Below are 26019 nucleotides of genomic sequence, written 5' to 3' on the forward strand. Positions count from 1 at the left end.
GCCGCGGCGGGCGACCGCCCCCGCGATCCCGTTTCGCCCGAGGCCCGCTCAGGCGGGCGTCGCGCCTCGCGGCGCGATGCGTGCGGGCACCAGCGCGGCGTAGCGTCGACGCAGCCAGGCGACCACCGGCAACTCCACCCAGCGGCCGAGCGCCCAGCCGCCCAGGACGGCCACGGCCATCGCGACGAGGAACAGCACCGCCTCGGGCAGCACGCGGTACAGGCCGACCTTCACCAGCGCGGCCAGCGCGATGTTGATCAGCAGGCAGTGGCTGAGGTACAGCGAGTACGAGGTCGCCCCCAAGGCCGCCAGCGGGCGCGGCACGCGCACGGGCCGGCGGCGCTCCCAGGCCACCAGGGTGAGGATGAGCGCCGCGGCGGCCAGGCCCAGCGCGACGCGGCCGCCGAAGGCATGCGCGCCCTGCGGGCCCAGGCGTTCGTAGAGGATGGCCGCGACCAGCGCCGCCGCCACCATCAGGCCCTGGCCGCGCAGCAGCGGCAGGGAGACCCGGCGCGCCAGCAGGCCGGCGAGGACGCCCATCAGGAACTCCAGGCAGACCGGATCGCTCAGGCTCAGCGGCATGGGGCCGGGCAGTCCGCCGAAGGCCTGCGAGACGGACAGCGCCGCCCACGCCGCGTACAGCGCCAGGCCGAAGCCCACGTGCAGCAGCATCGCGCAGAAGCTCAGGTAGAACAGGACCTCGAACTGCAGCGACCAGGCCACGCCGACGTACTCCGGCAGCCCGCCGCCGATCCACAGCAGCACCGTGCCGGGGACGGCGTCCAGGCCGATGTCCAGCAGCGGCCGGCGACCGCCCGCCAGACGCGCGAGCAGCGAGGGCAGCACGCTCAGCGCCAGCACCAGCCAGTAGATCGGGAAGACGCGCACGAAGCGTTTCCACAGGAAGTCGCGCCAGTGGCCCGCCCCGGCGCCCAGCTCGGCGTGGTGGACGTAGGTGATGATGAAGCCGCTCAGGACGAAGAAGACATCCACCCCGACGTAGCCGAAGTCGAAGATCCCGCCCAGGCCCACATGGCCGGAGAACTGCGGCACTCGCATCAGGTGCGTCGCGTGCATCAGCACGACCAGCAGCGCGGCGACGGCGCGCACGGCTTCCAGGGACGAGAGCTTCGAGGACGGGGAGGGCGACGAGGGCATCGAGCGGATTCCAGGCGGACCCGCTGATCGCATCGCGAACAGGCCGAGCCGACGAAAGCCGCGAAGTTACATTCGTTCACATCCTGGCAACAGGTCCGCGACCCCTGGGTCAAGGGGGCGATCGTTGGGCGCGCGCCGCAGGCAAGCGTCGCGCGGGCCCAAAGCGTGCGCTTGTGCGCGGTGCGTCCGCCGCGCGCGGGCCGTGCGGGGGACCCGTCAGGCGGCGGAGAGCCGCTTTTCCATGAACACGGACAAGGGGTCTTCCGTGTAGGCGCCGAAGGGCGCGCGGCGGTCGTAGCCCAGGGTCTCGTAGAGCTTGAGGGCTTCGGGCTGGTGCACGCCGGTCTCCAGTCGCACCAGCGCGATGCCCTGTGCCTTGAGGTGGGACTCCAGGTCCTCCATCACCGCCTTGGACAGCCCACGGCCGCGGAACTGCGGCTGGACGAAGATGCGCTTGATCTCGCCATAGGGCTCGTCATGGCCGTCGACGACCTGGACCGCGCCGCAGGCGGCCAGCCATTCCGCCAGCCAGATGCCGACGAAGCGCACCTGGGGCTCGGCCAGCGCCTGGGGACCCAGCAGATGGTTGCTCTCGCCCGGATAGAGCGCGGCCATGTAGGCGTCGGATTGCGCCAGCAGCGACATCGCGGCGGGGCTGTGGGGATCGAGCGGTTGAATCTGCATCATCCCGGCAGCGTGGCAACCGATGTGCCCAGGACGGCCCGATCGGGCCGTTTCAAGGGCGTCGGCTTGCAAGGCTTTGCAAGCGGACGTTGAAAGAGTGAAGCGAGCCGATAGGCCGGATTCTGTGCGCGGATCCTCTTTCGAGTTCCCACGTGACCGCCATTCATCTGGGCCGGGCATCACTGCCCGGCTCGGTGCCACCTACCCGCCAGCTCTGCGAGCCGCATCGACGCTGGCCTACTTGGTGTTGCTGCGCGTAGAGATTGCCCGTTTCACCCGAAGCCGGCTTGCGCCGACCTCGACTCGTCTCTGTTGCTCTGATCCTCGGCTTTCGCCGGGCAGCCGTTAGCTGCTACGCCGCTCTATGCAGTCCGGACCTTCCTCCAGTGCCGTGTTTCCACGATCGCACCAGCGGCGGTCTGGCTCGCTTCACGGGCGGGAGTTTACCCGCTCGATTCCGGGTCTCCCGGGAGGGTCAGGTCTTGCCCGCGAGGATGGCCTCGATGGTCTTCTGCACGGCGAGGGCTTCGGCGAAGCCGGGCAGGCTGTGCGAGCGGCCTTCCAGCATCGCGGCCCAGTGGCTGAGCTGGTCGGTCATGCCGTTCATGCGCAGGGTCTCGGCGTCGCCCAGGCTCTGGACGCGCTCGCCCTGGCGCTGCTGCGTGACGCCGAACCAGTCGCGCAGCTCGATCTCGCCCTCGGTGGCGCGCCACAGCATGCGGTTGTCGTCGGCGCGCTCGCCGCCCAGGCCGGCGCTGATGCGCACCGGCACGCCGGCGGCGACCAGTTCAGCCTCCACCGACAGCTCCGAGCCGACGCCGTCATCGGGATACACGACGCGGCTGCTGACCACGTCGGCGGTGCCCAGCACGCGCTGCAGCACGAAGATGAAATGGGACAGCACCTCGCGGGTGAAACCGCCCTCGGCGCGCTGCGACAGCCAGGCGCCGGCGTTGGCCTGCCAGGGGCGCGGCCAGGTGGCGAAGCGCAGGTCGATGCGCACGTCCCGCAGCGCGCCCAGCGGGCGGCGCGAGGCCGCGCCGAAGGCCAGCTGCAGCGAGGCCAGCCCCATCGACGAGGCCAGCGAGTAGTTGACCGCCGCCCGGCGGCGCTCGCGCTCGATGCGGGCGATGCAGTCGTGGGCGGCGTCGAAGTCGGTGGTCAGCGGCTTCTCGCACAGCACGGCCAGGCCGGCGTCGAAGGCGCGCTCCGTCAGCGTGATGTGGGGGCCGGGGGGCGTGGCGATGTAGACGCCGTGCAGGCCGGGCTCGCGCAGCAGCGCCTCGGCCCCGGTGGCCGCGCGCAGCAGCGGGTAATGCGACAGCGCCTGGGCCAGCACCTCGGGGTTCTCGTCCCACACGCGGGTCACGCGCAGCCGCGCATGGCCAGCCAGGCGCGCCAGCATGCGCTGCCCCATCACGCCCAGACCGATCACTCCAATGCTCAACACGCCCGGCACGCCGTTGCTCCTCGCCCGCAAAAAGGTCGCAGTGTAGGGGCCCCCGCTACACTGCCGACCTCCGACTCCCGGCAATGCCGGTGCCGGGGCGACCCTCGCACGCAATCCCGCGCATGCCTTCCCCACGCACCGGACTTCCGCCCGCATGAATCCCGAAGCCAGCCAACTCTGGCGCGCGCCGCGCTGGGCCCTCGCCATCCTGCTGGCCGCCCTGGCCACGGTGGGGCCGTTCTCCATCGACACCTACATCCCGGCCTTCGCCGGCATCGCCAAGGCGCTGGACGCCACGCCGGTGCAGATGCAGCAGACGCTGTCGGGCTACCTGTTCGGCTTCGCGGTGATGAACCTCTTCCACGGCGCGCTCTCGGACAGCTTCGGCCGGCGTCCGGTGGTGCTGTGGGGCATGGCCGTGTTCGCGCTCTCGTCGATGGGCTGCGCGCTGGCGGGCAGCATTGGTCAGCTGGTGTTCTGGCGCACGGTGCAGGGCCTGTCGGCCGGCGCCGGGGTGGTGGTCTCGCGCGCCATCATCCGCGACATGTTCCCGCCCTCCGAGGCGCAGCGGGTGATGTCGCAGGTCACGATCTTCTTCGGCCTGGCCCCGGCCATCGCGCCGATGATCGGCGGCTTCCTCTACGTGCACGCGGACTGGCACGCGATCTTCTGGTTCCTGGTGCTGGTGGGCGCGCTGCTGTTCCTCATGACCTGGCGGCTGATGCCGGAGACCCTGCACAAGGACCACAAGCAGCCCTTCCAGGTGGGCTCGCTGATGCGCGGCTACGGCAGCCTGGTGGGCAGCCGGCGCTTCCTGCTGCTGGCGCTGGCCAGCGGCATCCCGTTCAACGGCATGTTCCTGTACGTGCTCTCGGCCCCGGTCTTCCTGGGCGAGCACCTGGGCCTGGCCCCCACGCAGTTCTTCTGGTTCTTCCTGTTCAGCATCGGCGGGATCATGGGCGGCGCCTTCCTGAGCGGTCGCCTGGCCGGGAAGATCACGCCGCGCAAGCAGATCCGTCGCGGCTTCCTGATCATGGGCTTCACGTCCATCGCCAACATCGTCTGCAACCTGACCCTGCCGCACAGCCCGGTCTGGGCCTTCCCGCTGATCAGCAGCTTCGCCTTCGGGTGGGCGCTGATGGTGCCGGTGGTGACGCTGCTGGTGCTGGACCAGGCGCCGGACCGCCGCGGCATGGCCTCGTCGCTGCAGGCCTGCATCGGCAGCGCGGCCAACGGCGTCGTGGCCGGCGTGCTGGTGCCGCTGGTGATGCACTCGATGCTGACGCTGGCCATTGCCTCGGCCGCGATGATGTGCATCGGCCTGATCTCCTGGACCTGGGTCAAGCACGAGATCCCCGCCCCGACGAACTGAGCCTTCGCTCGCCGAGGCCCGGGCGATCGGGGCGTGACGTCCGCCCGCTCCCGAGGCTGCCCGGGTGGCCGGCCGGGGCCTCGACCTCAAGAAGCGCGGCCAGGCTCCGAAATCAAGGGCAGCGTTTTCAACCGAGCTCGTCCATGTCCCACCGCCTCGGCCCGGCCCGCCTGCTGTCGGCCGCCCTGATCCTGTCCCTGCTGAGCGCGGCCCAGGCCGCCTCGGCCGCCGACGCGCCGCCCGCGAAGGCCGAGGAAGCCTCGACCGAGCAACTGCGCGACCGCCTGGCCGAGCGTCTCAAGGACGATGCGGGCTCGCTGAAGCTGAACGCGAAGAAGGCGCCTGCCGACATCAAGACCAGCAACCCCGTCGATCTTCGCGCCCGCAAGGCCGCGGCCAAGGCGGGGATGGCCGCCTCGGCGCCGAGGTCCTCCATCCCGTGGGGGTACACGGGGGAGGGCGCGCCGGACCGGTGGGGCCAGTTGCAGCCCGAGTTCCGCCAGTGCGCGATCGGCACCCGGCAGAGCCCCATCGACCTGCGCGACACCATCAAGGTCGACCAGGAGAAGATCCAGTTCGACTACAAGCCGAGCAACTTCTCGGTCGTCGACAACGGGCACACCATCCAGGTGAACGTCGCGCCGGGCAACTCGATCCAGATCATGGGCCGCCGCTACGAGCTGGTGCAGTTCCACTTCCACCGGCCCAGCGAGGAACGCATCAACGGCCGCCAGTTCGACATGTCCGTCCACCTGGTTCACCAGGACGCGGAGGGGCGGCTCGCCACCATCGCGGTGCTGCTGGAGCGAGGCCAGGACCAGCCGCTGGTCCAGACGGTCTGGAACTACCTGCCGCTGGAACGCGGCGACGCCTACGAGGCGCCGGTCCCGATCGACCTCGGCAACCTGTTGCCCAAGGAGCGGGGCTACTTCTCCTACATGGGCTCGATGACCACGCCGCCGTGCAGCGAGGGCGTGCTGTGGCTGGTCTTCCGCCAGCCGGTGCCGGTGTCCTCGCAGCAGATCACGGTGTTCTCGCGGCTCTACCCGATGAACGCCCGCCCCTTGCAGGCGCAGACGGGCCGCCTGATCAAGGAATCATTCTGAGCGGCGACGGCCCGCGGCGCAGGCACTACGCCACGATCCTGCCGGCGCACTGAATCCCCACCATGACGCCCCCGTGACGATCGTCACGGGGGCGTCGTTCTTCTGCGGGGAAACCCTCGGATCAGCACGGCGCTACGCGCACAATTCGCGCGCCGCGTCCCGGGCTTGAGTTCGATCAAGCCCTGATCGTCTTGCTCCTTGACGGCCGCGGCGTCTCCCTTCCAGGAATCTCCGCCGTGTTGAAGACCATCAAGTCGCGCCTCATCGCCATCAGCATCCTCATCGTGGTGGGGGCCGTGGCGCTCGCCACCTTCGCCAGCTACTGGGCGGTCCGGGACCATGCCCACCGCCAGGTGCAGGCGCAACTGAACGACCTGGCCGCGGCCCATGCCGGCGGCATCGCCGCCTGGGTGCGGACGCAGAAGGACGTGGTCGCCGCGATGGCGCCGTCCGCGCTGCTCGAGGACCCGCGCCCCGCGCTGGCCCAGGCGCAGCAGTCGGGCCGCCTGGACCTGGCCTACGTGGGCTCGGCCGACAAGCGGATGATCTCCATCCCCGATCGCCAGCGCCCGTCGGACTACGACCCGACCGGCCGCGGCTGGTTCAAGGCCGCTTCCGGCAGCGACCAGCCGATCATCACCGCGCCCTATGTCGCGGCCTCCAGCAAGAAGCTGGTCGTGACCTTCGCCAGCGCCGTGCGCGCGGGTGGCCAGGTCAAGGCGGTCACCGGCACCGACGTGCCGCTGGACGACATCGTCGCCACGATGAAGGCCATCAAGCCGACCGAGCACGGCTTCGCCATGCTGTTGGACAAGGACGGCAAGGTCATCGCCCATCCGGACGCGGCGCTGACGCTCAAACCGGTCAAGGACCTGTCGGCGGCGCTGGACGGCGCGCTGATCTCGGCCGCCCACGGCAATGACCTGACCCCCGCCGACATCGGCGACGACCGCTTCTTCCTGAAGGCCGTAGACGTGCCGGGCACCGACTGGGTGCTGGTCGTCGCCGCCGAGCGCAACGAGGCGCTGGCTGCGCTCTCCAGCGTGCTGCGCAACGCTGGCGTGACGATGGTGCTGGTGACGGTGGTGGCGGCGCTGATCGCCGCCGCCGCGGTGGGCGCGCTGCTGCGCGGCCTGGCCGGCATCAAGCGCGCGATGAACGACATCGGCGCCGGCGCGGGCGACCTCAGCCAGCGCCTGGAGGTGCGTGGCGAGGACGAGCTGGCCGAGATCTCGAGCGGCTTCAACGCCTTCGTCCACAAGATCGAGCAGGTGATGCTGCAGGTCCGCGAGACCAGCCAGTCCATCGCGGTGGCCTCGCGCCAGATCGCGGCCGGCAACCAGGACCTGAGCCAGCGCACCGAGGAGACGGCCAGCAACCTGCAGGAGACGGCCAGCTCGATGGAGGAGCTCAACAGCACGGTGGCCAACAGCGCCGCCAACGCCGACCAGGCGCGCCAGCTGGCCGACAGCGCCAGCCGCGTGGCCGGGCAGGGCGGCGCGGCGATGGGCCAGGTGGTGTCGACCATGCAGGACATCAGCGCCAGTTCGCGCCAGATCGGCGACATCATCGGCGTGATCGACGGCATTGCCTTCCAGACCAACATCCTGGCGCTGAACGCGGCCGTCGAGGCGGCGCGCGCGGGCGAGCAGGGCCGCGGTTTCGCGGTGGTGGCGGGCGAGGTGCGGGCGCTGGCGCAGCGCTCGGCTGGCGCGGCCAAGGAGATCAAGACCCTGATCACCGCCAGCGTCGAGCGTGTCGAGACCGGCACCCGTCAGGTGGCCGCCGCCGGCGACACGATGAACGAGGTCGTGGGCAGCGTGCAGCGCGTGGCGCAGATGATCGGCGAGATCAGCAACACCGCCCAGGAGCAGAGCCACGGCATCGGCCAGGTCAACGTCGCGGTCGCGCAGTTGGACCAGGTCACGCAGCAGAACGCCTCGCTGGTCGAGGAATCGGCCGCCGCGGCCGAGAGCCTCAAGGATCAGGCGCAGAAGCTGGCCGAGGTGGTCGGCACCTTCCGCCTGAGCGGCGGTCAGGGACATCCGGTCAAGCTCTGAGCTGCCACGAGCCTCTCCGCTGTCCCTCTCCCGCACCGCGGACGAGGGGCCCATTGGGCTCGCTGACTTCGACGGCCCTCACCCCAAACCCCTCTCCCACTCCGTGGGCGAGGGGCTTCTGGCGCCGAGCGCGGGTCGCGGGTCGCGGGTCGAGGGTCGCGGAGGCTCGCATCAATCGAACATCCTGAGCGATGGAACGCCCCCTCTCCCGCTGCGCGGGAGAGGGCTGGGGTGAGGGCCGTCGCAGGCCAGAGCGTGCCTGCCCCCGCTCGCGGGCAAGGGGGGGGCCGCGCTCAGTCCGCCGCGTGGAACGCGAGGAACATGTCCGCCGCCGACTCGGCGACCTGACGCTGCTGGGCCTTGTCCAGCGGCGGCTGGCCCATGGTGATCTGCGGCCAGAACGAGAAGCCCTTCACCAGCGCCTGCAGCTGCGCCGCGGCGAACGCGGGATCGCTCGTCTTGAGCCGGCCGTCGGCCATCGCCGCGCGGATCCAGACCGTCAGCCCTTCCTCACGTCCGCCCAGCCGGCACAGCATGTCCCGAGCCCGCTGCGGCGCATGGATGGCCTCCGCGATCAGCACCCGCGCCAGATCCAGGAACTGCGGATCGTCGGACATCGCGAGCTTCTGCGCGATCAGCATCAGCAGCTGCTCGCGCAGCGGGAGGTCGCTCCGATAGGGCAGCTTGACCTGGGCTTCGGTGGCGGCCCAGAGCCGCTCCAGGATCGCGTCGAACAGCGCGTCCTTGCCGGGGAAATGGTTGTAGACGGTGCGCTTGGACACCTGCGCCCGGGCCGCGATGCGGTCCATGTTGGCGACCTCGAAGCCATGCTCGCGGAACTCGGCGATGGCGGCGTCGACGATGGCCTGGCGCTTGCGGTCGGTCAGGCGCGTGGGGGCGTCGGCGCTCGACGTGTCCAGCGCCGGATCGTCGAGGGACGGGGAGGGCGCCGGAGCGGTGGCGGAGGCGTCGGAAGTCATGGGCGACGATGTTACACCGGGGAGTTTACTTTTTCGATCCGGATGTCTACACTCCGCCGAAAACTACACTGTGTAGTGCAAGTTTTCAGCTTCCGCCCGACGGATCCCCGATGACCCCGACCCGCCATCGCTCCGCCCTCCACCCGCTGCTGCTGACGACGCTGATCGGCGTCGCGGCCGTCCTGATCCTGGGAGTTCTCGCCATGACCGCTTCCCGCGCCCTGTCCTCGCCGGCCCACCAGGCGACTGTTTCCGCCACCGATGCGGCCGTCGCCGCGGCCGATGCCGGCGCCCAGCCCAGCGTCGAGCAATCGCCGCAATGGCACGACGGCAAGTTCCACAACCCGGCGGTGGAGCCCTCGCAGGGCTTCTGGAAGACGATGGGCCTGATGTGGGACTTCATGTTCAACAAGCCCAAGGGCACCGTGCCCAATCAGCCCATCGAGGTCCGCGCCCTGACGCGCGACCAGCTGCTCGCGGCGCCGGACCGGACGCTGTTCCGGCTGGGCCACTCGACGGTGCTGCTCAAGCTGCGCGGACGCTTCTGGCTGACGGATCCGGTGTTCTCCGAACGAGCGTCCCCCTTCAGCTTCATGGGCCCCAAGCGCTTCCATGCGCCCCCGATCGCCCTGGATGAACTGCCCGAGATCGAGGCGGTGATCCTGTCCCACGACCATTACGACCACCTGGACCACGACACCGTGCTGGCGCTGGCGCCCAAGGTGCGGCACTTCGTGACTCCGCTGGGCGTGGGGCAGCGCTTGATCGACTGGGGCGTGCCGGCGGCCAAGGTGCGCCAGTTCGATTGGTGGCAGGGCACGACCCTCGCCGGCCTGCAACTGACCGCGACGCCGGCGCAGCACTTCTCCGGCCGCGGCCTGAGCGACCGCAACACCACGCTGTGGGCCTCGTGGGTGATCGTCGACGACGACCTGCGGATCTTCTTCAGCGGCGACACCGGCTACTTCGACGGCTTCAAGACCATCGGCGAGCGCCTCGGCCCCTTCGACCTGACGTTGATGGAGACGGGCGCCTACGACCCGCGCTGGCCCTATGTCCACATGCAGCCGGAGCAGACCATGCAGGCGCACATCGACCTGAAGGGCCAGCGGCTGCTGCCGATCCACAACGGCACCTTCGACCTGGCGATGCACCGCTGGCAGGACCCGTTCGAACGCATCACCGCGCTGGCGAGGCTGCGCAACGTGGACCTGGTGACGCCAGTGATCGGCGCGCCGCTGTCGATCGAGCAACCCGGCGCGACGCCGCAGTGGTGGCAGGGCGAGGCAGCCCCGTCGCCGACCCCGGTGCCCGAGGGCGTGGCCCGGCCGGCGTCCGCGAACTGATCGGCGGCCCCGCCTTCCTCGATCACCCACGACCCCTCGCATGCAGGCGGCCCGGAGTTCCGGGCCGCTTTTCTTTTGCGCGTCGTCGCCGATACTGGTTGGGCATCCAGTATCGATTCCGCTCAGCGCGTCCCCGGTTTCCGGTGGGTACAACGCGCCGATTTGTTGATCCATCACTTGCACAGCAGTTCTTAAGTCCTTCATTTACAAGGACTTTTATTTCGCGCAAATGCTTGAGAATGGCTGCTAAGTAGTTGATTTGATTGGGAAAAACGCCAAATTTCCTTGACCGGCCGCGGACCCGCCATTAAAGTGGGAGAAAGTGCAATTCGGTGGGGCAAAGTGGCGAATGTCGTGTTTCAGGGGGCAAGTGCCTTGGCGTTGGACGCCAAGGGGCGCTTGACCGTCCCTACACGGCACCGCGACGTGCTGCAGGCCCTGTGCGCGGGTCAACTGACCCTGACCAAGCACCCGGAGGGCTGCCTCATGGTCTTCCCCCGTCCCGCCTGGGAACAGTTCCGTGACCGCGTCGCCGCGCTCCCCATGTCCGCCGCCGGCTGGAAGCGCGTGTTCCTGGGCAACGCCCAGGACGTCGAGATCGACGCTGCCGCCCGCGTGCTGGTGGCCCCGGAGCTCCGCGTCGCCGCCGGCCTGCAGAAGGACGTGATGCTGCTGGGCATGGGCAGCCACTTCGAGCTGTGGGACTCGCAGGCCTACGCCGCCCACGAGGCCGCCGTGATGCAGTCCGAGCTGCCGGCCGCGCTCCAGGACTTCAGCTTCTGATCGACATGAGCGCCGAGCAGTCCGACAACCCGACCTTCTCCCACACGACCGTGCTGCTGCACGAGACGGTCGATGGCGCGTTCACGACGCCCGACGGCATCTATGTCGACGGCACCTTCGGCCGCGGCGGCCATTCGCGGCTGCTGCTGTCCAGGCTCGGCGAGAAGGGGCGGTTGATCGCGATCGACCGCGACCCCGAGGCGGTCGCGGCCGCGACGTCCGGACAGACGCGGGTCGACGACCCGCGTTTCCACATTTGCCACAGCGCGTTCGCCGACATGGCCGCGCAACTCGACGCGCTGGGCGTCGACCAGGTCGACGGCATCCTGCTGGACCTGGGCGTCTCCAGTCCGCAGATCGACAACCCGGAGCGCGGCTTCAGCTTCCGCTTCGACGGCCCCCTCGACATGCGCATGGACACGACGCGGGGCGAGAGCGCCGCGGACTTCATCGCTCGCGCCGAGGTGTCCCAACTCGCACAGGTGATCCGCGACTATGGCGAAGAACGGTTTGCTCTCCCGATTGCAAAGGCGCTTGTGGCTCGCCGGGAAGGCGGGCGTCCTGTACGAACAACCGCCGAGCTTTCCCAAGTCGTGGCTGGTGCGGTCAAAACCCGCGAGCCGGGCAAGGACCCTTCAACGCGCACATTTCAGGCTCTACGGATATTCGTCAACGCCGAGCTTGAAGAGCTCCAGCAGGGGCTGAACGCGGCGCTGGCCAAGCTCAAGCCGGGCGGCCGCCTGGCGGTGATCAGCTTCCACTCGCTGGAAGACCGCATCGTCAAGACCTTCATCGCCCAGCACAGCAAGGAAGTCTTCGACCGCCGCGCCCCGTTCGCCGCGCCGCAGCCCACGCCGCTGCGGGCGATCGCGCGCATCAAGCCCAGCGAGGCCGAGGTCGAGGCCAACCCGCGCGCCCGCTCCGCCATCCTGCGCGTGGCCGAGCGCACCGACGCGCCGATCCCCGCCCCGACGCCCGAGCCCACCGGCAAGCAGAAGAAGGGAGGCCGTCGATGATCGGCCGCCTGAACCTGCTGCTGATCGTCGCGGTGATGGTCTCCGGCATCTACATGGTCCGCAGCGCCTACGACGCGCGCCGGCTCTTCACCGAGCTGGACCGCTCGCAGACCGAGGGCCGCCGGCTCGACGCCGACTACCAGAAGCTGCTGGCTGACCGCCAGGCCCAGGCGACCAACCTGCGCGTGGAGCAGGTCGCCCGCGAGCGCCTGAAGATGCGCCCGATCACGCCCGCCATCACCTACAACCCGGACGCGCCGGCACTGGTCGCCAGCGCCCCGCGCGGCGCCCGCGCGCAGGGAGCCACCCGATGATCGGCAAGCGCGCCCGCAACGCCAACACGCGCAGCGTCAGCTACTCGAGCAGCCCGCTGCTCGCGTCCAAGACACCCCCGTGGCGTTCGCGCTTCCTGGTCGCGCTGGTGGGGCTGGCCTTCACCGGCCTGCTGGCGCGCGCCGCCTACATCCAGCTCATCGGCGAGGACTTCTTCCAGCGCCAGGGCGAGGCCCGCTACGCCCACAAGATGGAGCTGCCCGCGAGCCGCGGCAAGATCAGCGACCGCAACGGCCAGGTGCTGGCCGCCAGCGTCGCGGTCCCGTCGATCTGGGCCTTCCCGAAAGAGGTCGACACCGACCCGGACAAGCGCCGTCAGCTCGCCAAGCTGCTGGACCTGAGCCCGGCCGAGCTCGACAAGCGCCTGGACCCGTCCAACCGCTTCGTCTTCCTGCGCCGTCAGGCCGACGATCAGACCGCCGCCAAGATCAAGGAACTCGGCCTGAAGGGCGTGTTCCAGGACCGCGAGTACAAGCGCCAGTATCCGGAAGGCGAGGCCTCGGCGCACATCGTCGGCTTCACGAATCTGGAGGAGCAGGGCCAGGAAGGCATCGAGCTCGCGTTCCAGAAGGACCTGCAGGGTCGCGACGGCTCGCGCGCGGTGGTGCGTGACCGGCTGGGCCGCGTCGTCGAGGACATGGGCGAGCGCGTGCCCGCCGCCAACGGCAAGGACATCGAGCTCTCGATCGACGCCAAGGTCCAGTTCTTCGCCTACCAGCGCGTGCGTGACGCCGTGGCCGAGAACAACGCCAAGGCCGGCTCGGTCGTGGTGCTGGACGCCCACACCGGCGAGGTGCTGGCGCTCGCGAACTACCCCAGCTACGACCCCGGCCACCGCCAGAACCTGTCCGGCGAGCAGCTGCGCAACCGCGCGCTGACCGACGTCTTCGAGCCCGGCTCGACGATGAAGCCCTTCACGACGGGCCTCGCGCTGGAGACCGGCCGCGTCCGTCCCGACACGCTGCTCAGCACCGGGCCGCGCAGCGTGGTGATCTCGGGCTGGTCCCCGACGGACTCGCACCCGCACGGCGACCTGACGGTGCAGCAGGTGATCCAGAAATCCAGCAACATCGGCGCCGCCCGCATGGCGCTGATGATGCAGCCGCGCGAGATGCACGAGATGTTCACCGCCATCGGTCTGGGCCAGCGGCCGCAGATCGACTTCCCCGGCGCGGTGACCGGCAAGCTGCGCCCGTGGAAGAGCTGGCGCCCGATCGAGCAGGCGACGATGAGCTACGGCTACGGCCTGTCCGCGTCGCTGCTGCAGCTGGCGCGCGCCTACACCGTGTTCGCGCGCAACGGCGACATCATCCCCATCACCATGACCAAGCGACCGGCCGACCAGCCGGTCTCCGGCATTCAGGTGTTCAGCCCCAAGACCGCCGCGGAGATCCGGGTGATGTTGCAGATGGCGGCCGGCCCCGGCGGCACGGCCCCTCAAGCCATGGTTCCGGGCTACAGCGTGGGTGGCAAGTCCGGCACCGCGCACAAGCAGGAAGGCAAGGGCTACGCGAGCCACAAATACCGTTCCTGGTTCGTGGGCATCGCACCGATTTCCAGGCCGCGCATCATCGTGGCGGTGATGGTCGACGAGCCGAAGAACGGCCAGTACTTCGGCGGCGCGGTCGCAGGTCCGGTGTTCAGCCAGGTCGTGGCGCAGACACTGCGCCTGCTGGGCGAGCCGGCCGACCTGGACGTCAAGCCGCAGATCCTGGCGCAGCAGAAGCTGCAGGCCGTGGACGAGAGTTTCTGAGCGGGCACGACGAATCATGCTGATGCACCTGAAATCCCCCGAGGCCGCCGCCCGCTGGCTGCTCGAATGGACGCCGAGCGGCCAGCTGCGCACCGACAGCCGCCGCGTCGGTCCCGGCGACGCCTTCATCGCGTGGCCCGGCTATGCAAAGGACGCGCGCCAGTTCGTGGCCGGCGCGCTGCAGGCCGGCGCGGCGACCTCGCTGGTCGAGGATGCCGGCGCGGCCGAGTACGGCTTCACCGACGCGCGCATCGCCTCGCTGCCCGACCTCAAGGCCAACTGCGGCCGCATCGCCTCGGCGTTCTACGGCGAGCCCAGCGCGCGCCTGGACGTGCTGGCGGTGACGGGCACCAACGGCAAGACCTCCAGCGCCTGGTGGATCGCGCAGGCGCTGACGCTGCTGGGCGCGCGCTGCGGCGTGATCGGCACGCTGGGCGTGGGCCAGCCGCCGGTGCCCGGCGCGGCCACCACCGCGTCCATCGAGGCCACCGGCCTGACCACGCCCGATCCGGTGCGTCTGCAGGAGGCCTTCAAGCACATGGTCGACGACGGCTTCTCGGCCTGCGCGATCGAGGCGTCCTCGATCGGCATCGAGGAGCACCGCTTGACCGGCACGCGGGTGAAGGTCGCGCTGCTGACCAACTTCACCCAGGACCACCTGGACTATCACGGCGACATGGCGACCTACTGGGCCGCCAAGCGCAAGCTCTTCGGCTGGGACGGCCTGCAGGCCGCCGTGCTGAACCTGGACGACGCCAAGGGCGCCGAGCTGGCGGCGGAACTGGCCGGCGGCGCGCTGGATCTCTGGACCTACGGCCTGGACCACCGCGACGCGCGCCTGAGCGCCGAGGACCTGCGCCATGACGCGCAGGGGCTGGCGTTCACGCTGCGCGAGGGCGACGCCACCGTGGCCGTGCGCACCACGCTGATCGGCGACTACAACGTGTCCAACCTGCTGGGCGTGATCGCCGGGCTGCGGGCGCTGGGACATTCGCTGGCAGACATCGCGCGCGTCGCCGCGCTGGTGACGCCGGTCCCCGGCCGCATGCAGCGCGTGGGCAGCGGCCGCGAGCTGCCGCAGCTGGTCGTTGACTACGCCCACACCCCCGATGCGCTGGAGAAGGCGCTCAGCGCGCTGCGCCCGCTGGCCGCCGCCCGTGGCGGCGAGCTGCGCGTGGTCTTCGGCTGCGGCGGCGATCGCGATCCGGGCAAGCGTCCGCTGATGGGCGCGATCGCGGCGAAGCTCGCGGCGCATGTGGTGCTGACCAGCGACAACCCGCGCACCGAGGATCCGCTGCGCATCCTGGCCGACATCGAGGCCGGTCTGCCGGCCGGCGCGAAGCGCGAGGTCGAGGCCGACCGCGCTGTCGCGATCGCCCGCGCGGTCGACCAGGCTGGCGCGCGCGACGTCGTGCTGATCGCCGGCAAGGGCCATGAGGACTACCAGGAGATCGGCGGCGAGCGCCGGCCGTTCTCCGACGTGCAGGCGGCGCGCGCCGCCCTGATCGAAAGGGCCGGGCTGTGAGCGCCGCGACGATCCCGATGATGACGCTGGGCGAGGCCCATGCGCTGCTGAGCCCGCTGCTGCCCGCCACGACGCTGGTGGGCGACGCCTCGACCGCGCTGCTGCGCGTGCACACCGACACCCGCTCGCTGCGCGCGGGCGATCTCTTCGTTGCGCTGCGCGGCGAGCGCTTCGACGCCAACGACTTCCTCGCGCAGGCGAAGGCCGCCGGCGCCGTCGCCGCGCTCGCGGAGCGCGGTCTGGCCGAGGCCGGCCTCCCTGGGCTCCTGGTGCCCGACGCGAAGGCCGCGCTGGGGCTGCTGTCGCAAGCCTGGCGCGAACGCCAGCACCTCCCGGTGATCGCCGTCGCCGGCAGCAACGGCAAGACCACGGTCACGCAGATGATCGCGGCCATCCTGCGCGCCTGGCTGGGCGAGGCCTCGATGCTGGCGACCGAAGGCAACTTCAACAACGAGATCGGCGTGCCGCTGACGTTGCTGCGCCTGCGCCAGAACGAAGCCGCCTGGCATCGCGCCGCGGTGGTCGAGCTCGGCATGAATCACCCGGGCGAGATCGCGCCGCTGGCCGCGATGACGCAGCCCTCGGTGGCGCTGGTCAACAACGCGCAGCGCGAGCATCAGGAGTTCATGCACACCGTCGAGGCGGTGGCGCGCGAGAACGGCGCCGTGATCGGCGCGCTGGGCACCGCGGGTGTCGCGGTCTTCCCGGCCGAGGATCCCTGCGCGCCCGTCTGGCAGGAGCAGGCCGCCGGCCGCGCGACGCTGACCTTCGCGCTGCAAGGGCAGGCCGACGTGATGGGCCGCGCGCAGTGGGTCGCGCCGAGCGACGCGGATGCAGCGGCCAATGCCGGTGCCGATGCGGCCGCCGCCGCGGGCGCGACGCCGCATGCGGGCCATTGGGCCATCGAGATCCTGACCCCCGCCGGCACCGTGCCGGTGGCGCTGGCGATGGCGGGTCAGCACAACGTGCGCAACGCGCTGGCCGCGGCCGCCTGCACGCTGGCCGCCGGCGCGCCGCTGGCCGCGATCCGCGAGGGGCTTCAGGCCTTCAAGGCAGTGAAGGGCCGCTCGGCGCTGCAGACGGTGCAGTGGCAGGGCCGCCGCGTCACGCTGATCGACGACAGCTACAACGCCAACCCCGACAGCGTGATCGCCGCCATCGACGTGCTGGCCGAGCTGCCCGGTCAATCCTGGCTGGTGCTGGGCGACATGGGCGAGGTCGGCGAGCAGGGCCCCGAATTCCATCGCGAGGTCGGCGCGCATGCGGCCGACCAGCGCCTCGCGGCGCTGTGGACCGCCGGCGAGGCCGCGCGCGACACGGCCGAGGCCTACGGCCCGGGCGCGCGCTCGTTCGACACCGTCGCCGAGCTGATCGCGGCGCTGGGCGAGGCGCCGCAAGTGCAGAACATCCTCGTGAAGGGCTCGCGCTTCATGAAGATGGAACAGATCGTGGCCGCCTTGCAGTCCGGCGGCCCAGGAGAACCCCATGCTGCTTAGTCTGGCCCAGTGGCTGCAGACCTATTTCCCTGAACTGGGGTTTCTGCGCGTCTTCCAGTACATCACCTTCCGCGCGGTGATGGCGGCGCTGACGGCGCTGCTGATCGGCCTGGCCTTCGGGCCCTGGGTCATCCGCCGCCTGACCGAGCTCAAGATCGGCCAGCCCATCCGCGAGTACGGCGTGCAGCAGCATCTGGCCAAGAGCGGCACCCCGACCATGGGTGGCGTGCTGGTGCTGATCGGCATCGGCGTGTCGACGCTGCTGTGGTTCGACTGGTCCAACCGCTTCGTCTGGGTGGTGATGCTGGTGACCATGGGCTTCGGCCTGATCGGCTGGGTCGACGACTACCGCAAAGTGGTCAACAAGGACCCGGAAGGGATGCGCAGCCGCGAGAAGTTCATGTGGCAGTCCATCATCGGCCTGGTCGCGGCGATCTATCTGGCCTTCAGCGTGTCGGAGACCAGCTTCCTGGGCGTGGTCCAGCTGTTCTTCCGCTGGGTCACGAGCGGCTTCTCGACCGAGCTGCCGCCCCGCGCCGACCTGATGCTCCCCTTCTTCAAGTCGATCAGCTACCCGCTGGGCGTGTTCGGCTTCATCGGCCTGAGCTACCTGGTCATCGTCGGCACCAGCAACGCGGTGAACTTCACCGACGGCCTGGACGGCCTGGCCATCATGCCGGTGGTGATGGTGGGCTCGGCGCTGGGCGTCTTCGCCTACGTGACGGGGTCGTCGGTCTACAGCAAGTACCTGCTGTTCCCCTACATCCCGGGGGCGGGCGAGCTGCTGATCTTCTGCGCCGCGCTGGCGGGGGCGGGTCTTGCCTTCCTGTGGTTCAACGCGCATCCGGCGCAGGTCTTCATGGGCGACGTCGGCGCGCTGGCGCTGGGCGGCGGCCTGGGCACCCTGGCCGTGATCACGCGACAGGAGATCGTGCTCGGCATCATGGGCGGCGTCTTCGTCGCCGAGGTGCTGTCGGTGATGCTGCAGGTGACCTGGTTCAAGTACACGAAGAAGAAGTACGGCGAGGGCCGGCGCATCTTCAAGATGGCGCCGTTGCACCACCACTTCGAGAAGTCGGGCTGGAAGGAGACGCAGGTCGTCATCCGGTTCTGGATCATCACCATGCTGCTGTGCCTGGTCGGCCTGGCGAGCCTGAAGCTGCGCTGATCGGGACGCCACGACGATGACGCCGCTGCACTTCCCCGCGCTCTACCAGGACCGGCACGCCTTCGTGCTGGGGCTGGGCGACTCCGGGCTCGCGATGGCCGCCTGGGCCGCTCGCCTGGGCGCGCGCGTGACGGTGTGGGACAGCCGCGAGCAGCCGCCGCAACTCGCCGCGCTGCGCGAGCGCCTGCCCGACGCGGCCTTCGTGCACGGCGAGTTCACGCCCGAGCTGCTGGCCACGATCGACCACAGCTGGGTGCTGCTGAAGAGTCCCGGCCTGTCGCCGCTGGATGCGCGGCTGAAGCCGCTGCTGGCGCGCGCCGAGGAGATCGGCCTGCGGATGCGCGGCGAGCTGGAGCTGTTCGCGCAGGCGCTGGCGGAGCTCAAGACCCTGTATCGCTACGAGCCGGGCGTGCTCGCGATCACCGGCACCAACGGCAAGACGACGACCACCAGCATGACCGCGCTGCTGGTCGAGCGCGCCGGCCGCCGCGTCGCGATGGCCGGCAACATCGGCCCCACGCTGCTGGGCACGCTCAGCGACGCGCTCGACAAGGAGCCGATGCCGCAGCCCAAGGCCGAGGAGGGCGCCGAGGCGTCCGACGTCGTGGCCGCCGAGCCCGTCGATGCCGCAGCGGCCCCGGAGACGAGCGTGGACGCGGACGCGGTCGTGGACGTGGCCATCGAGGCGGTGATCCCGTCCGACGCGGCGCAGGCGCCCGATGCGCTCGCCGCGGATGCGTCGACCGACGCGAGCGCGCGGGTCGAGCTGCCGGCCGAGATCGCGGAGCCCGCCGAGGCGACCGACGCCACCGGAATTCCGCATGCCGAGGTGCTGCTCGAGTCCGTCGATGCCGACGCGGCCGATGCCGTCCCGGCAGCCGGGACGGTCGACGCCGCGGCCGTCGACGAGACCCCCGCGATCGAGGCCGCGCCCGTCGACGAGCGCAACGCGCTCGAGACGGTGGCCGAGCTGCTCGACGAGCAGCCGCTGCCGATCAAGCCACCGCCGCCGAAGCCCGCCGAGTTCGAGGTGCTGCCCCAGGTCTGGGTGCTGGAGCTGTCCAGCTTCCAGCTCGACGGCGTGCAGGGCTTCGAGCCCAGCGCCGGCGCGGTGCTGAACATCACCCAGGATCATCTGGACTGGCATGGCGACATGCCCGCCTACGCGCGCGCCAAGGGCCGCATCTTCGGCGAGCACGGCGTGCTGGTGATCAACCGCGACGACCCCGAGGTCGAGGCGCTGGTGCCCGCGCCCATCATCGTCAAGCAAGGCCGCGGCCGCCCGGCCAAGGTCGTCGAGCGCGACACCGTGCGCTTCGGCCTGGACGCGCCGCAGCGGCCGGGCGACTTCGGCCTGCTGGTCGAGAACGGCATGGCCTGGCTGGTCCGCGCCCGCGAGCAGGAAGAGGAACTCAAGGGCCTGAAGCGCCGCAAGGACGACGAGGACGAGCTCATCATCCAGCGCCTGATGCCCGCCGACGCGCTGCGCGTGCGCGGCCGCCACAACGCCGCCAACGCGCTGGCCGCGCTGGCGCTCGCCACGGCCATCGGCTGCCCGCTGGCGCCCATGCTGCACGGCCTGCGCGAGTACCGCGGCGAGCCGCATCGCGTCGAGTTCGTCACCGCCATCAAGGGCGTGGACTTCTACGACGACTCCAAGGGCACCAACGTCGGCGCGACCGTCGCGGCGGTGATGGGCCTGGGCGCCGACCGCGCGCCGGCCAAGCTGGTCATGATCCTGGGCGGCGACGGCAAGGGGCAGGATTTCTCCCCGCTGGCCACGCCGATCGCGCTGCATGCCCGCGCGGTCGCGCTGATCGGACGCGACGGCCCGCAGATCGAGGCCGCGCTGCGGGACAGCGGCGTGCTGATGCATCGCCATGACTCGCTGGAAGCCGCCACGCACTGGGCGCTCGCGCAGGCCCACGCCGGTGACAGCGTGCTGCTGAGCCCCGCCTGCGCCAGCCTGGACATGTTCCGCAACTACGCCCATCGCGCCGAGGTGTTCATCGCCACCGTGCGCGAGCTGGCCGAGGACGAAGGATTCATCGGATGAGCGCCGCGCCGCCCGTCTCCTCGTTCTTCGCCACGCTGGGCGAGCGTGTCCGCGGCGCGTTCGCGCGTCGCGGCGAGGGCGCGCCCGGCGTCGACGTGCCGGTGCGCGACTGGGTGTCGACCTCGGCCGGCCAGCCCACCCGCATCCTGGGCTTCGACCTGACGCTGATCTGGGTGGTGATGGCCTTGCTGGCGCTGGGCCTGCTGATGGTCTATTCGGCGTCCATCGCGCTGCCGGACAACCCCAAGTTCGCCAAGTACGCGCCGATGCACTTCTTCGCGCGCCAGGCGCTGTTCATCCTCATCGGCCTGCTGTCCGGCTGGATCACGGTGATGGTCCCGGTGAACTTCTGGGAGCGGCACGCGCCCAAGATCTTCGTCGCCGCGCTGGTGCTGCTGATGGTGGTGCTGATCCCCCATGTGGGCAAGGGCGTCAACGGGGCGCGCCGCTGGCTGCCGCTGGGCGTCATGAACTTCCAGCCCTCCGAGCTGGCCAAACTGGCCATCGCGATGTACGCGGCCAACTACATGGTCCGCAAGATGGAGGTGAAGGAGAACTTCATCCGCGCCGTCTGGCCGATGGCCTGCGCGCTGGCCTTCGCCGGCATGCTGCTGCTGGCCGAGCCGGACATGGGCGCCTTCATGGTCATCGCGGCGATCGCGATGGGCATCCTGTTCCTGGGCGGCGTCAACGGCCGCATGTTCTTCCTCAGCGTGGCGGTGCTGATCGGCGCCTTCGTGCTGATGATCACCTTCAGCGATTTCCGCCGCGAGCGGATCTTCGCCTACCTGAACCCCTGGGACGAGAAGTACGCGCAGGGCAAGGCCTACCAGCTGACCCACTCGCTGATCGCCTTCGGCCGCGGCGAGTTCTTCGGCCAGGGCCTGGGCTCCAGCCTGGAGAAGCTGCACTACCTGCCCGAGGCCCACACCGACTTCCTGCTCGCCGTGATCGGCGAGGAACTGGGCTTCATCGGCGTGGCCGTGGTGATCTTCGCCTTCTTCTGGCTGTCGCGCCGGCTGTTCCACATCGGCCGCCAGGCGGTGGCGCTGGACCGCGTCTTCGCCGGTCTGTACGCGCAGGGCATCGGCATCTGGATGGGCGGCCAGGCCTTCATCAACATGGGCGTGAACCTGGGCGCGCTGCCGACCAAGGGCCTGACGCTGCCGCTGATGAGCTACGGCGGCTCGGCGACCGTCCTCAACTGCGTGGCATTGGCGATCTGCTTGCGTATCGACATCGAGAACCGACAACTGATGCGAGGGGGGCGAGCATGAGCACGCGTCACCTCGTCGTGATGGCGGCCGGCACCGGCGGTCACGTGATCCCAGGTTTGGCCGTGGCCGCCGAGATGCAGCGCCGCGGCTGGACCGTGTCCTGGCTCGGCACCGAAGCCGGCATGGAGAACAAGCTGGTGCCCCCGTCCGGCCTGCCGATGGACCGTCTGTCCTTCGCCGGTCTGCGCGGCAAGGGCCTGAAGCATTCGGTGCTGGGCGTCGTGCGTCTGTTCAAGGCGCTGGCGCAGAGCGCCAACGTCTTCGGCGCCCGCAAGGCCGACGCGGTGCTGGGCATGGGCGGCTATGTCTGCTTCCCCGGGGGCCTGATGGCCTGGGTGATGCGCCGCCCGCTGATGCTGGTCAACGCCGACGCGGCGCTGCTGCTGTCCAACAAGGCGCTGGCGCCGGTGGCCGGCAAGATCGCCTTCGGCTTCGACGGCCTGGCCGCCGCGCAGCAGCGCAAGGCCGTGGTCACCGGCAATCCGGTCCGTGCCGAGATCGAGGACCTGCTCGCGCCCGAGCTGCGCTTCGCCGGCCGCACCGGTCCGCTGAAGGTGCTGGTGGTGGGCGGCTCGCTGGGCGCGCGCGCGATCAACGAGGTGCTCCCGCAGACGCTGGCGCTGTGGGACGAGCATCAGCGCCCGATGGTCACGCACCAGACCGGCGAGGCCAACTTCCCGCTGGTCCAGGCCGCCTACGCCAAGGCCGGCGTGCAGGCCGAGGTCGTGCCCTTCATCAACGACATGGCCGCCCGCCTGGCCGAGGCCGACGTGGTGATCTGCCGCGCCGGCGCGGTGACGGTGTCGGAGCTCTGCGCCGCGGGCGTCGCCAGCATCCTGGTGCCGCTGGTGGTGAGCACCACCTCGCACCAGCGCGACAACGCGCAGTACATGGCCCAGCACGGCGCCGCGATCCATCTGCCGCAGGGCGAGCTGAGCGCCGAGAAGCTGCACGCGCTGCTGCAGGCGCCGCGCGAGGACTGGCTGGCGCTGGCCTCCAAGGCGCGCTCGCTGGCGCGTCCGCGCGCCGCGGCGCGCGTGGCCGACGAACTCGAGGCGCTGGTCGCCCGCAAGGACGCGAAGGGAGCGCGCGCATGAGGCACGCCGTCCAACGCATCCACTTCACCGGCATCGGCGGCGCCGGCATGAGCGGCATCGCCGAGCTGCTGGCGGGCCAGGGCTATCGCGTGTCCGGGTCGGACCAGGGCGAGAGCGACACCACGCGCCGCCTGCGCGCGCTGGGCGTGGACGTGAGGATCGGCCACGCGGCCGAGCACGTCGGCGACGCGCAGCTGCTGGTCAAGTCCAGCGCGATCAAGGCCGACAACCCCGAACTGATGGCCGCGCATCAACAGGGCATCCCGGTGCTGCTGCGCGCGCAGATGCTGGCCGAGCTGATGCGTCCGCGCATGGGCATCGCCGTCGCCGGCACGCACGGCAAGACGACGACGACCTCGCTGCTGACCACCGTGCTGATGAGCGCGGGCCTGGACCCGACCTACGCGATCGGCGGCCAGCTGCTGGCCAGCGGCGCGAACGCCGCGCTGGGCGGCGGGCTGCACATGGTGGTCGAGGCCGACGAGTCGGACGCCTCGTTCCTGCACCTGCTGCCGCAGCTGGCGATCGTCACCAACATCGACGCCGACCACATGGACACCTACGGGCACGACATGGCCCGTCTGCGTCAGGCCTTCGTCGACTTCCTGCACCTGATGCCCTTCTGGGGCGCGGCCGTGCTGTGCGGCGACGACGCCGGCGTGCGCAGCATCGTGCCGATGCTGTCGCGGCCGGTGATCCTCTACGGTCTCGAGGACGGCAACGCGGTCCGCGCGATCGACGTCGCGGCCGAGGCCGGCGGCGGCATGCGCTTCACCGTGCTGCGCCGGGATCGTCAAGGCCAGACACGCGCGCCGCTGCAGGTCCGCCTGCGGCTGAACGGCCGGCACAACGTGCTGAACGCGCTGTCGGTCATCGCGATGGCGATGGAGCTGGGCGTCGCCGACGAGCCGCTGCTGCGCGGGCTGGCCGACTTCGGCGGCGTGGGCCGGCGTTTCCAGTCGTATGGCGAGCTGCCGGTGGCCGCGTCCCTCGACGCTTCCGGCCACGCCGCCGCGGGCGAGGGCACGGTGCTGCTGATCGACGACTACGGCCATCACCCCGTCGAGATGCAGGCGGTGCTGAACGCCGCGCGCGGCGCGTACCCGAACCGCCGTCTGCTGCTGGCCTTCCAGCCGCATCGCTACACCCGCACGCGCGACTGCTTCGACGAGTTCGCCGACGTGCTGGCGCAGGCCGACGGCGTGCTGCTCACCGAGATCTATGCCGCCAGCGAGTCCCCGCTGCCCGGCATCAGCGGCGAAAGCCTGGCGCAAGCGGTGGCCGCCCGCGGCACCGCGGCCGGCTTCGTCGGCGATTGGCAGGGACTGCCGCAGGCGATCGCCCACCAGGCGCGCGCCGGCGATGTGGTGATCGTGATGGGGGCCGGCTCGATCGCCGCCGTCCCCGCGCGCACCGTGGCACTCATGACGCAAGCGAAGGGAGTCCGGGCATGACTGCGGACCTCAACCAATCTTCCGTTCCTTCTTCCGGCTCCGAGTCCGCGCTCTTCGAGCAGCTGGGCATCGCCGGCATCGACCCGAAGGCCATGGGCAAGGTCGCCGTGCTCTTCGGCGGCGAGTCCGCCGAGCGCGAGGTCTCGCTGATGTCGGGCGCCGGCGTGCTGGCCGCGCTGCAGGCGGAAGGCGTGGACGCCCATGCCTTCGACCCGGCCGAGCGCAGCCTGCTCGAGCTCAAGACGGAGGGCTTCCAGCGCGCCTTCATCGCGCTGCACGGCCGCCACGGCGAGGACGGCACGGTGCAGGGCGCGCTCGAGCTGATGGGCATCCCCTACACCGGCTCCGGCGTGATGGCCTCGGCCATCGCGATGGACAAGATCACGACCAAGCGCGTCTGGCTGGCCGACCAGCTGTCGACGCCGCGCTGGGTCGCGCTCAAGCGCGACGAGCAGACGCGCGAGCGCATCCGCACCGTCCCCGACGAGCTGGGCCTGCCCATCTTCGTCAAGCCGCCGCACGAGGGCTCGTCCATCGGCGCGACCAAGGTGATGGGCTACTCGGAGATGCAGGACGCCGTCGCGCTCGCCGCGAAGTACGACGCCGAAGTGCTGTGCGAGGAGTTCATCGACGGCGCCGAGCTGACCTGCCCGGTGCTGGGCGAGGGCGCCTCGGCCATCGCGCTGCCGGTCATCGAGATCCGGGCCGAAGGCGGCAACTACGACTACCAGAACAAGTACTTCACCGACACCACGCAATACCTGGTCGGCCAGCTGCCGGCCCAGGAGCAGGCGCGCGTGCAGGCGTTGGTGCTGGACGCCTACCGCTCGCTGGGCGCGCGCGGCTGGGGCCGCGTCGACGTGATGCGGCGCAAGTCGGACGGCGCGCTGTTCCTGCTGGAGATCAACACCTCGCCGGGCATGACCTCGCACTCGCTGGTGCCCAAGGCGGCCGCCGCCGTGGGCATCGCCTACCCGAAGCTGTGCCTGTACCTGCTGTCGCAGGCGCGGCTGGACAGCCAGGCCTGACCGGACCACGACGCGACACCCCCGAGCCATCGCCATGGGCGCCACCTTCACCCACACCGCCGCACCGCTGCCGCCGGACATCCGAGTGATGAACGGCGTGGCGGGGCTGCTGCTCGCCGGCGTGGCGCTGGCGGCGCTGGCGGCCGGGGCGCTGTGGCTGGCGCGCCAGCCGGCGTTGGCGATCCGCGCGATCACGGTGGAGGGCGACGTCAGCCGCAACAGCAGCGCCTCGCTGCGCGCCAACGCGCTGCCGCGGCTGTCCGGCAGCTTCGTGACGATGAATCTGCAGAAGGCCAAGGCGGCGTTCGAGGCGGTGCCCTGGGTGCGCCACGCGACGGTGCGCCGGGTCTGGCCGCTGCAGCTGGTCGTCACCCTGGAGGAACACCAGCCCGCCGCCTACTGGGAAACCAAGGCCGAGAACGCGGACGCGGACAGTGACGCGGTCGTCGACAGCCGGCTGGTGAATACCTTCGGGGAGGTCTTCGAGGCCAATCTGGGGGATGTCGAGGATGAGGATCTGCCGACGCTGGCCGGTCCGGACAAATCCTCGGCGGCCATGCTGGCCATGTGGCGGCAACTGGATCCGATGACCCACCGGAAACTCGACGAGGGGGTGTCCCGGCTGGATTTGTCGGGACGCGGTTCGTGGAAGGCGACGTTGGAAAAGGGCGCGGTGGTGGAACTGGGTCGCGGCAGCGAGGCGGAGGTCGTGGCTCGATATGGCCAGTTCATCGCCAACATCACCCAGATCACCACGCGCTATCAGACCTCGCTGGTTTCCGCCGACCTCCGGCACGAGAACGGCTACGCGGTCCGCTTGGCGGGCGTGACGACGGTTTCAAACGCGCCCAAGGGCGCCACCAAGAAGAATTGAGGA

General features: G+C 70.4%; 21 protein-coding genes and 1 other RNA gene. 17 read left to right on the forward strand and 5 right to left on the reverse strand.

The features are described from left to right. Positions 1–48: 48 nt before the first annotated feature. From MCHT01_RS01700 to MCHT01_RS25950, 4 genes are all read right to left on the reverse strand, one after another. The gene (locus MCHT01_RS01700; protein WP_067061526.1) at positions 49–1158 is read right to left on the reverse strand and encodes an acyltransferase family protein; all 1110 of its coding nucleotides are present in this window, start codon (positions 1156–1158) and stop codon (positions 49–51) included. A gap of 216 nt (positions 1159–1374) precedes the next feature. Then, complete coding sequence (locus MCHT01_RS01705) at positions 1375–1845, reverse strand: GNAT family N-acetyltransferase (protein WP_067061529.1); 471 nt, start codon at positions 1843–1845, stop codon at positions 1375–1377. A gap of 92 nt (positions 1846–1937) precedes the next feature. Beyond that, positions 1938–2273: RNase P RNA component class A (gene rnpB, locus MCHT01_RS01710), an RNA gene on the reverse strand. A gap of 44 nt (positions 2274–2317) precedes the next feature. After that, positions 2318–3292 carry a Gfo/Idh/MocA family protein gene (locus MCHT01_RS25950; protein WP_169806080.1) on the reverse strand — a complete coding sequence of 325 codons (975 nt, stop codon included), beginning with the start codon at positions 3290–3292 and terminating at the stop codon, positions 2318–2320. A gap of 154 nt (positions 3293–3446) precedes the next feature. Here MCHT01_RS25950 and MCHT01_RS01720 point away from each other — a divergent pair, with 154 nt between their 5' ends. The 3 genes from MCHT01_RS01720 to MCHT01_RS27795 all read left to right on the forward strand — a co-directional run bounded on the left by MCHT01_RS01720 (position 3447) and on the right by MCHT01_RS27795 (position 7830). After that, complete coding sequence (locus MCHT01_RS01720) at positions 3447–4664, forward strand: multidrug effflux MFS transporter (RefSeq protein ID WP_067061535.1); 1218 nt, start codon at positions 3447–3449, stop codon at positions 4662–4664. 143 nt (positions 4665–4807) lie between these two features. Then, positions 4808–5770: a carbonic anhydrase gene (locus tag MCHT01_RS01725; protein WP_084451603.1), complete on the forward strand. Its 963-nt coding sequence runs from the start codon at positions 4808–4810 to the stop codon at positions 5768–5770. Between the two features lie 236 nt (positions 5771–6006). Next, positions 6007–7830 (forward strand): methyl-accepting chemotaxis protein, encoded by a 1824-nt coding sequence (locus tag MCHT01_RS27795; RefSeq protein WP_148661341.1) that lies wholly within the window; start codon positions 6007–6009, stop codon positions 7828–7830. Between the two features lie 293 nt (positions 7831–8123). On the opposite strand, the gene MCHT01_RS01735 is transcribed toward MCHT01_RS27795, so the two are convergent. Beyond that, positions 8124–8750 (reverse strand): TetR/AcrR family transcriptional regulator, encoded by a 627-nt coding sequence (locus tag MCHT01_RS01735; protein WP_067061898.1) that lies wholly within the window; start codon positions 8748–8750, stop codon positions 8124–8126. A 263-nt stretch (positions 8751–9013) separates the two neighbouring features. On the opposite strand from MCHT01_RS01735, the gene MCHT01_RS01740 reads away from it, so the two are divergent. From MCHT01_RS01740 to MCHT01_RS01805, 14 genes are all read left to right on the forward strand, one after another. Continuing rightward, complete coding sequence (locus MCHT01_RS01740; protein ID WP_084451669.1) at positions 9014–10156, forward strand: MBL fold metallo-hydrolase; 1143 nt, start codon at positions 9014–9016, stop codon at positions 10154–10156. Between the two features lie 354 nt (positions 10157–10510). Continuing rightward, positions 10511–10939, forward strand: coding sequence for a division/cell wall cluster transcriptional repressor MraZ (gene mraZ, locus MCHT01_RS01745; RefSeq protein WP_067061537.1), 429 nt, complete (start codon positions 10511–10513; stop codon positions 10937–10939). Positions 10940–10944: 5 nt separating this feature from the next. Further along, positions 10945–11955, forward strand: coding sequence for a 16S rRNA (cytosine(1402)-N(4))-methyltransferase RsmH (gene rsmH, locus MCHT01_RS01750; RefSeq protein WP_067061540.1), 1011 nt, complete (start codon positions 10945–10947; stop codon positions 11953–11955). Further along, on the forward strand, positions 11952–12269 hold the full coding sequence (ftsL, locus tag MCHT01_RS01755; RefSeq protein WP_245643131.1) for a cell division protein FtsL: 318 nt from the start codon (positions 11952–11954) through the stop codon (positions 12267–12269). Before rsmH ends, ftsL begins: the two co-directional genes overlap by 4 nt. Continuing rightward, on the forward strand, positions 12266–14041 hold the full coding sequence (locus MCHT01_RS01760) for a peptidoglycan D,D-transpeptidase FtsI family protein (protein ID WP_067061543.1): 1776 nt from the start codon (positions 12266–12268) through the stop codon (positions 14039–14041). Before ftsL ends, MCHT01_RS01760 begins: the two co-directional genes overlap by 4 nt. Before the next feature lie 16 nt (positions 14042–14057). Continuing rightward, complete coding sequence (locus tag MCHT01_RS01765) at positions 14058–15566, forward strand: UDP-N-acetylmuramoyl-L-alanyl-D-glutamate--2,6-diaminopimelate ligase (RefSeq protein ID WP_067061546.1); 1509 nt, start codon at positions 14058–14060, stop codon at positions 15564–15566. A gap of 20 nt (positions 15567–15586) precedes the next feature. Beyond that, complete coding sequence (locus MCHT01_RS01770; RefSeq protein WP_084451671.1) at positions 15587–17062, forward strand: UDP-N-acetylmuramoyl-tripeptide--D-alanyl-D-alanine ligase; 1476 nt, start codon at positions 15587–15589, stop codon at positions 17060–17062. Further along, positions 17052–18230, forward strand: coding sequence for a phospho-N-acetylmuramoyl-pentapeptide-transferase (gene mraY / locus MCHT01_RS01775; RefSeq protein ID WP_067061550.1), 1179 nt, complete (start codon positions 17052–17054; stop codon positions 18228–18230). Before MCHT01_RS01770 ends, mraY begins: the two co-directional genes overlap by 11 nt. Before the next feature lie 16 nt (positions 18231–18246). After that, a complete protein-coding gene (murD, locus tag MCHT01_RS01780; RefSeq protein WP_067061553.1) occupies positions 18247–20286 on the forward strand; it encodes a UDP-N-acetylmuramoyl-L-alanine--D-glutamate ligase in 2040 nt (679 codons plus the stop codon). Beyond that, the gene (ftsW, locus tag MCHT01_RS01785; protein ID WP_067061555.1) at positions 20283–21563 is read left to right on the forward strand and encodes a putative lipid II flippase FtsW; all 1281 of its coding nucleotides are present in this window, start codon (positions 20283–20285) and stop codon (positions 21561–21563) included. Before murD ends, ftsW begins: the two co-directional genes overlap by 4 nt. Continuing rightward, complete coding sequence (gene murG, locus MCHT01_RS01790) at positions 21560–22660, forward strand: undecaprenyldiphospho-muramoylpentapeptide beta-N-acetylglucosaminyltransferase (RefSeq protein ID WP_067061559.1); 1101 nt, start codon at positions 21560–21562, stop codon at positions 22658–22660. The genes ftsW and murG overlap by 4 nt, the downstream gene beginning before the upstream one ends. Beyond that, on the forward strand, positions 22657–24114 hold the full coding sequence (gene murC, locus MCHT01_RS01795) for a UDP-N-acetylmuramate--L-alanine ligase (RefSeq protein ID WP_067061561.1): 1458 nt from the start codon (positions 22657–22659) through the stop codon (positions 24112–24114). The genes murG and murC overlap by 4 nt, the downstream gene beginning before the upstream one ends. A 92-nt stretch (positions 24115–24206) precedes the next feature. Further along, positions 24207–25142 (forward strand): D-alanine--D-alanine ligase, encoded by a 936-nt coding sequence (locus MCHT01_RS01800; protein ID WP_174549029.1) that lies wholly within the window; start codon positions 24207–24209, stop codon positions 25140–25142. Positions 25143–25176: 34 nt separating this feature from the next. Then, positions 25177–26016, forward strand: coding sequence for a cell division protein FtsQ/DivIB (locus tag MCHT01_RS01805; protein WP_067061564.1), 840 nt, complete (start codon positions 25177–25179; stop codon positions 26014–26016). Positions 26017–26019 lie beyond the last annotated feature (3 nt).

The sequence above is a fragment of the Mitsuaria chitosanitabida ATCC BAA-476 = NBRC 102408 genome (genome assembly GCF_001598255.1).
GTDB classification, from domain to species: domain Bacteria; phylum Pseudomonadota; class Gammaproteobacteria; order Burkholderiales; family Burkholderiaceae_C; genus Roseateles; species Roseateles chitosanitabidus.

Coding starts and splice junctions, on each gene's coding strand:
- MCHT01_RS01805 (WP_067061564.1), top strand. CDS start 25,177: ATGGGCGCCACCTTCACCCACACCGCCGCACCGCTGCCGCCGGACATC.
- murD (WP_067061553.1), top strand. CDS start 18,247: ATGACGCCGCTGCACTTCCCCGCGCTCTACCAGGACCGGCACGCCTTC.
- MCHT01_RS01705 (WP_067061529.1), bottom strand. CDS start 1,845: ATGATGCAGATTCAACCGCTCGATCCCCACAGCCCCGCCGCGATGTCG.
- murC (WP_067061561.1), top strand. CDS start 22,657: ATGAGGCACGCCGTCCAACGCATCCACTTCACCGGCATCGGCGGCGCC.
- MCHT01_RS01740 (WP_084451669.1), top strand. CDS start 9,014: ATGACCGCTTCCCGCGCCCTGTCCTCGCCGGCCCACCAGGCGACTGTT.
- MCHT01_RS01720 (WP_067061535.1), top strand. CDS start 3,447: ATGAATCCCGAAGCCAGCCAACTCTGGCGCGCGCCGCGCTGGGCCCTC.
- mraY (WP_067061550.1), top strand. CDS start 17,052: ATGCTGCTTAGTCTGGCCCAGTGGCTGCAGACCTATTTCCCTGAACTG.
- MCHT01_RS01770 (WP_084451671.1), top strand. CDS start 15,587: ATGACGCTGGGCGAGGCCCATGCGCTGCTGAGCCCGCTGCTGCCCGCC.
- ftsL (WP_245643131.1), top strand. CDS start 11,952: ATGATCGGCCGCCTGAACCTGCTGCTGATCGTCGCGGTGATGGTCTCC.
- MCHT01_RS01725 (WP_084451603.1), top strand. CDS start 4,808: ATGTCCCACCGCCTCGGCCCGGCCCGCCTGCTGTCGGCCGCCCTGATC.
- MCHT01_RS01800 (WP_174549029.1), top strand. CDS start 24,207: ATGGGCAAGGTCGCCGTGCTCTTCGGCGGCGAGTCCGCCGAGCGCGAG.
- MCHT01_RS01760 (WP_067061543.1), top strand. CDS start 12,266: ATGATCGGCAAGCGCGCCCGCAACGCCAACACGCGCAGCGTCAGCTAC.
- ftsW (WP_067061555.1), top strand. CDS start 20,283: ATGAGCGCCGCGCCGCCCGTCTCCTCGTTCTTCGCCACGCTGGGCGAG.
- rsmH (WP_067061540.1), top strand. CDS start 10,945: ATGAGCGCCGAGCAGTCCGACAACCCGACCTTCTCCCACACGACCGTG.
- MCHT01_RS01765 (WP_067061546.1), top strand. CDS start 14,058: ATGCTGATGCACCTGAAATCCCCCGAGGCCGCCGCCCGCTGGCTGCTC.
- murG (WP_067061559.1), top strand. CDS start 21,560: ATGAGCACGCGTCACCTCGTCGTGATGGCGGCCGGCACCGGCGGTCAC.
- MCHT01_RS01700 (WP_067061526.1), bottom strand. CDS start 1,158: ATGCCCTCGTCGCCCTCCCCGTCCTCGAAGCTCTCGTCCCTGGAAGCC.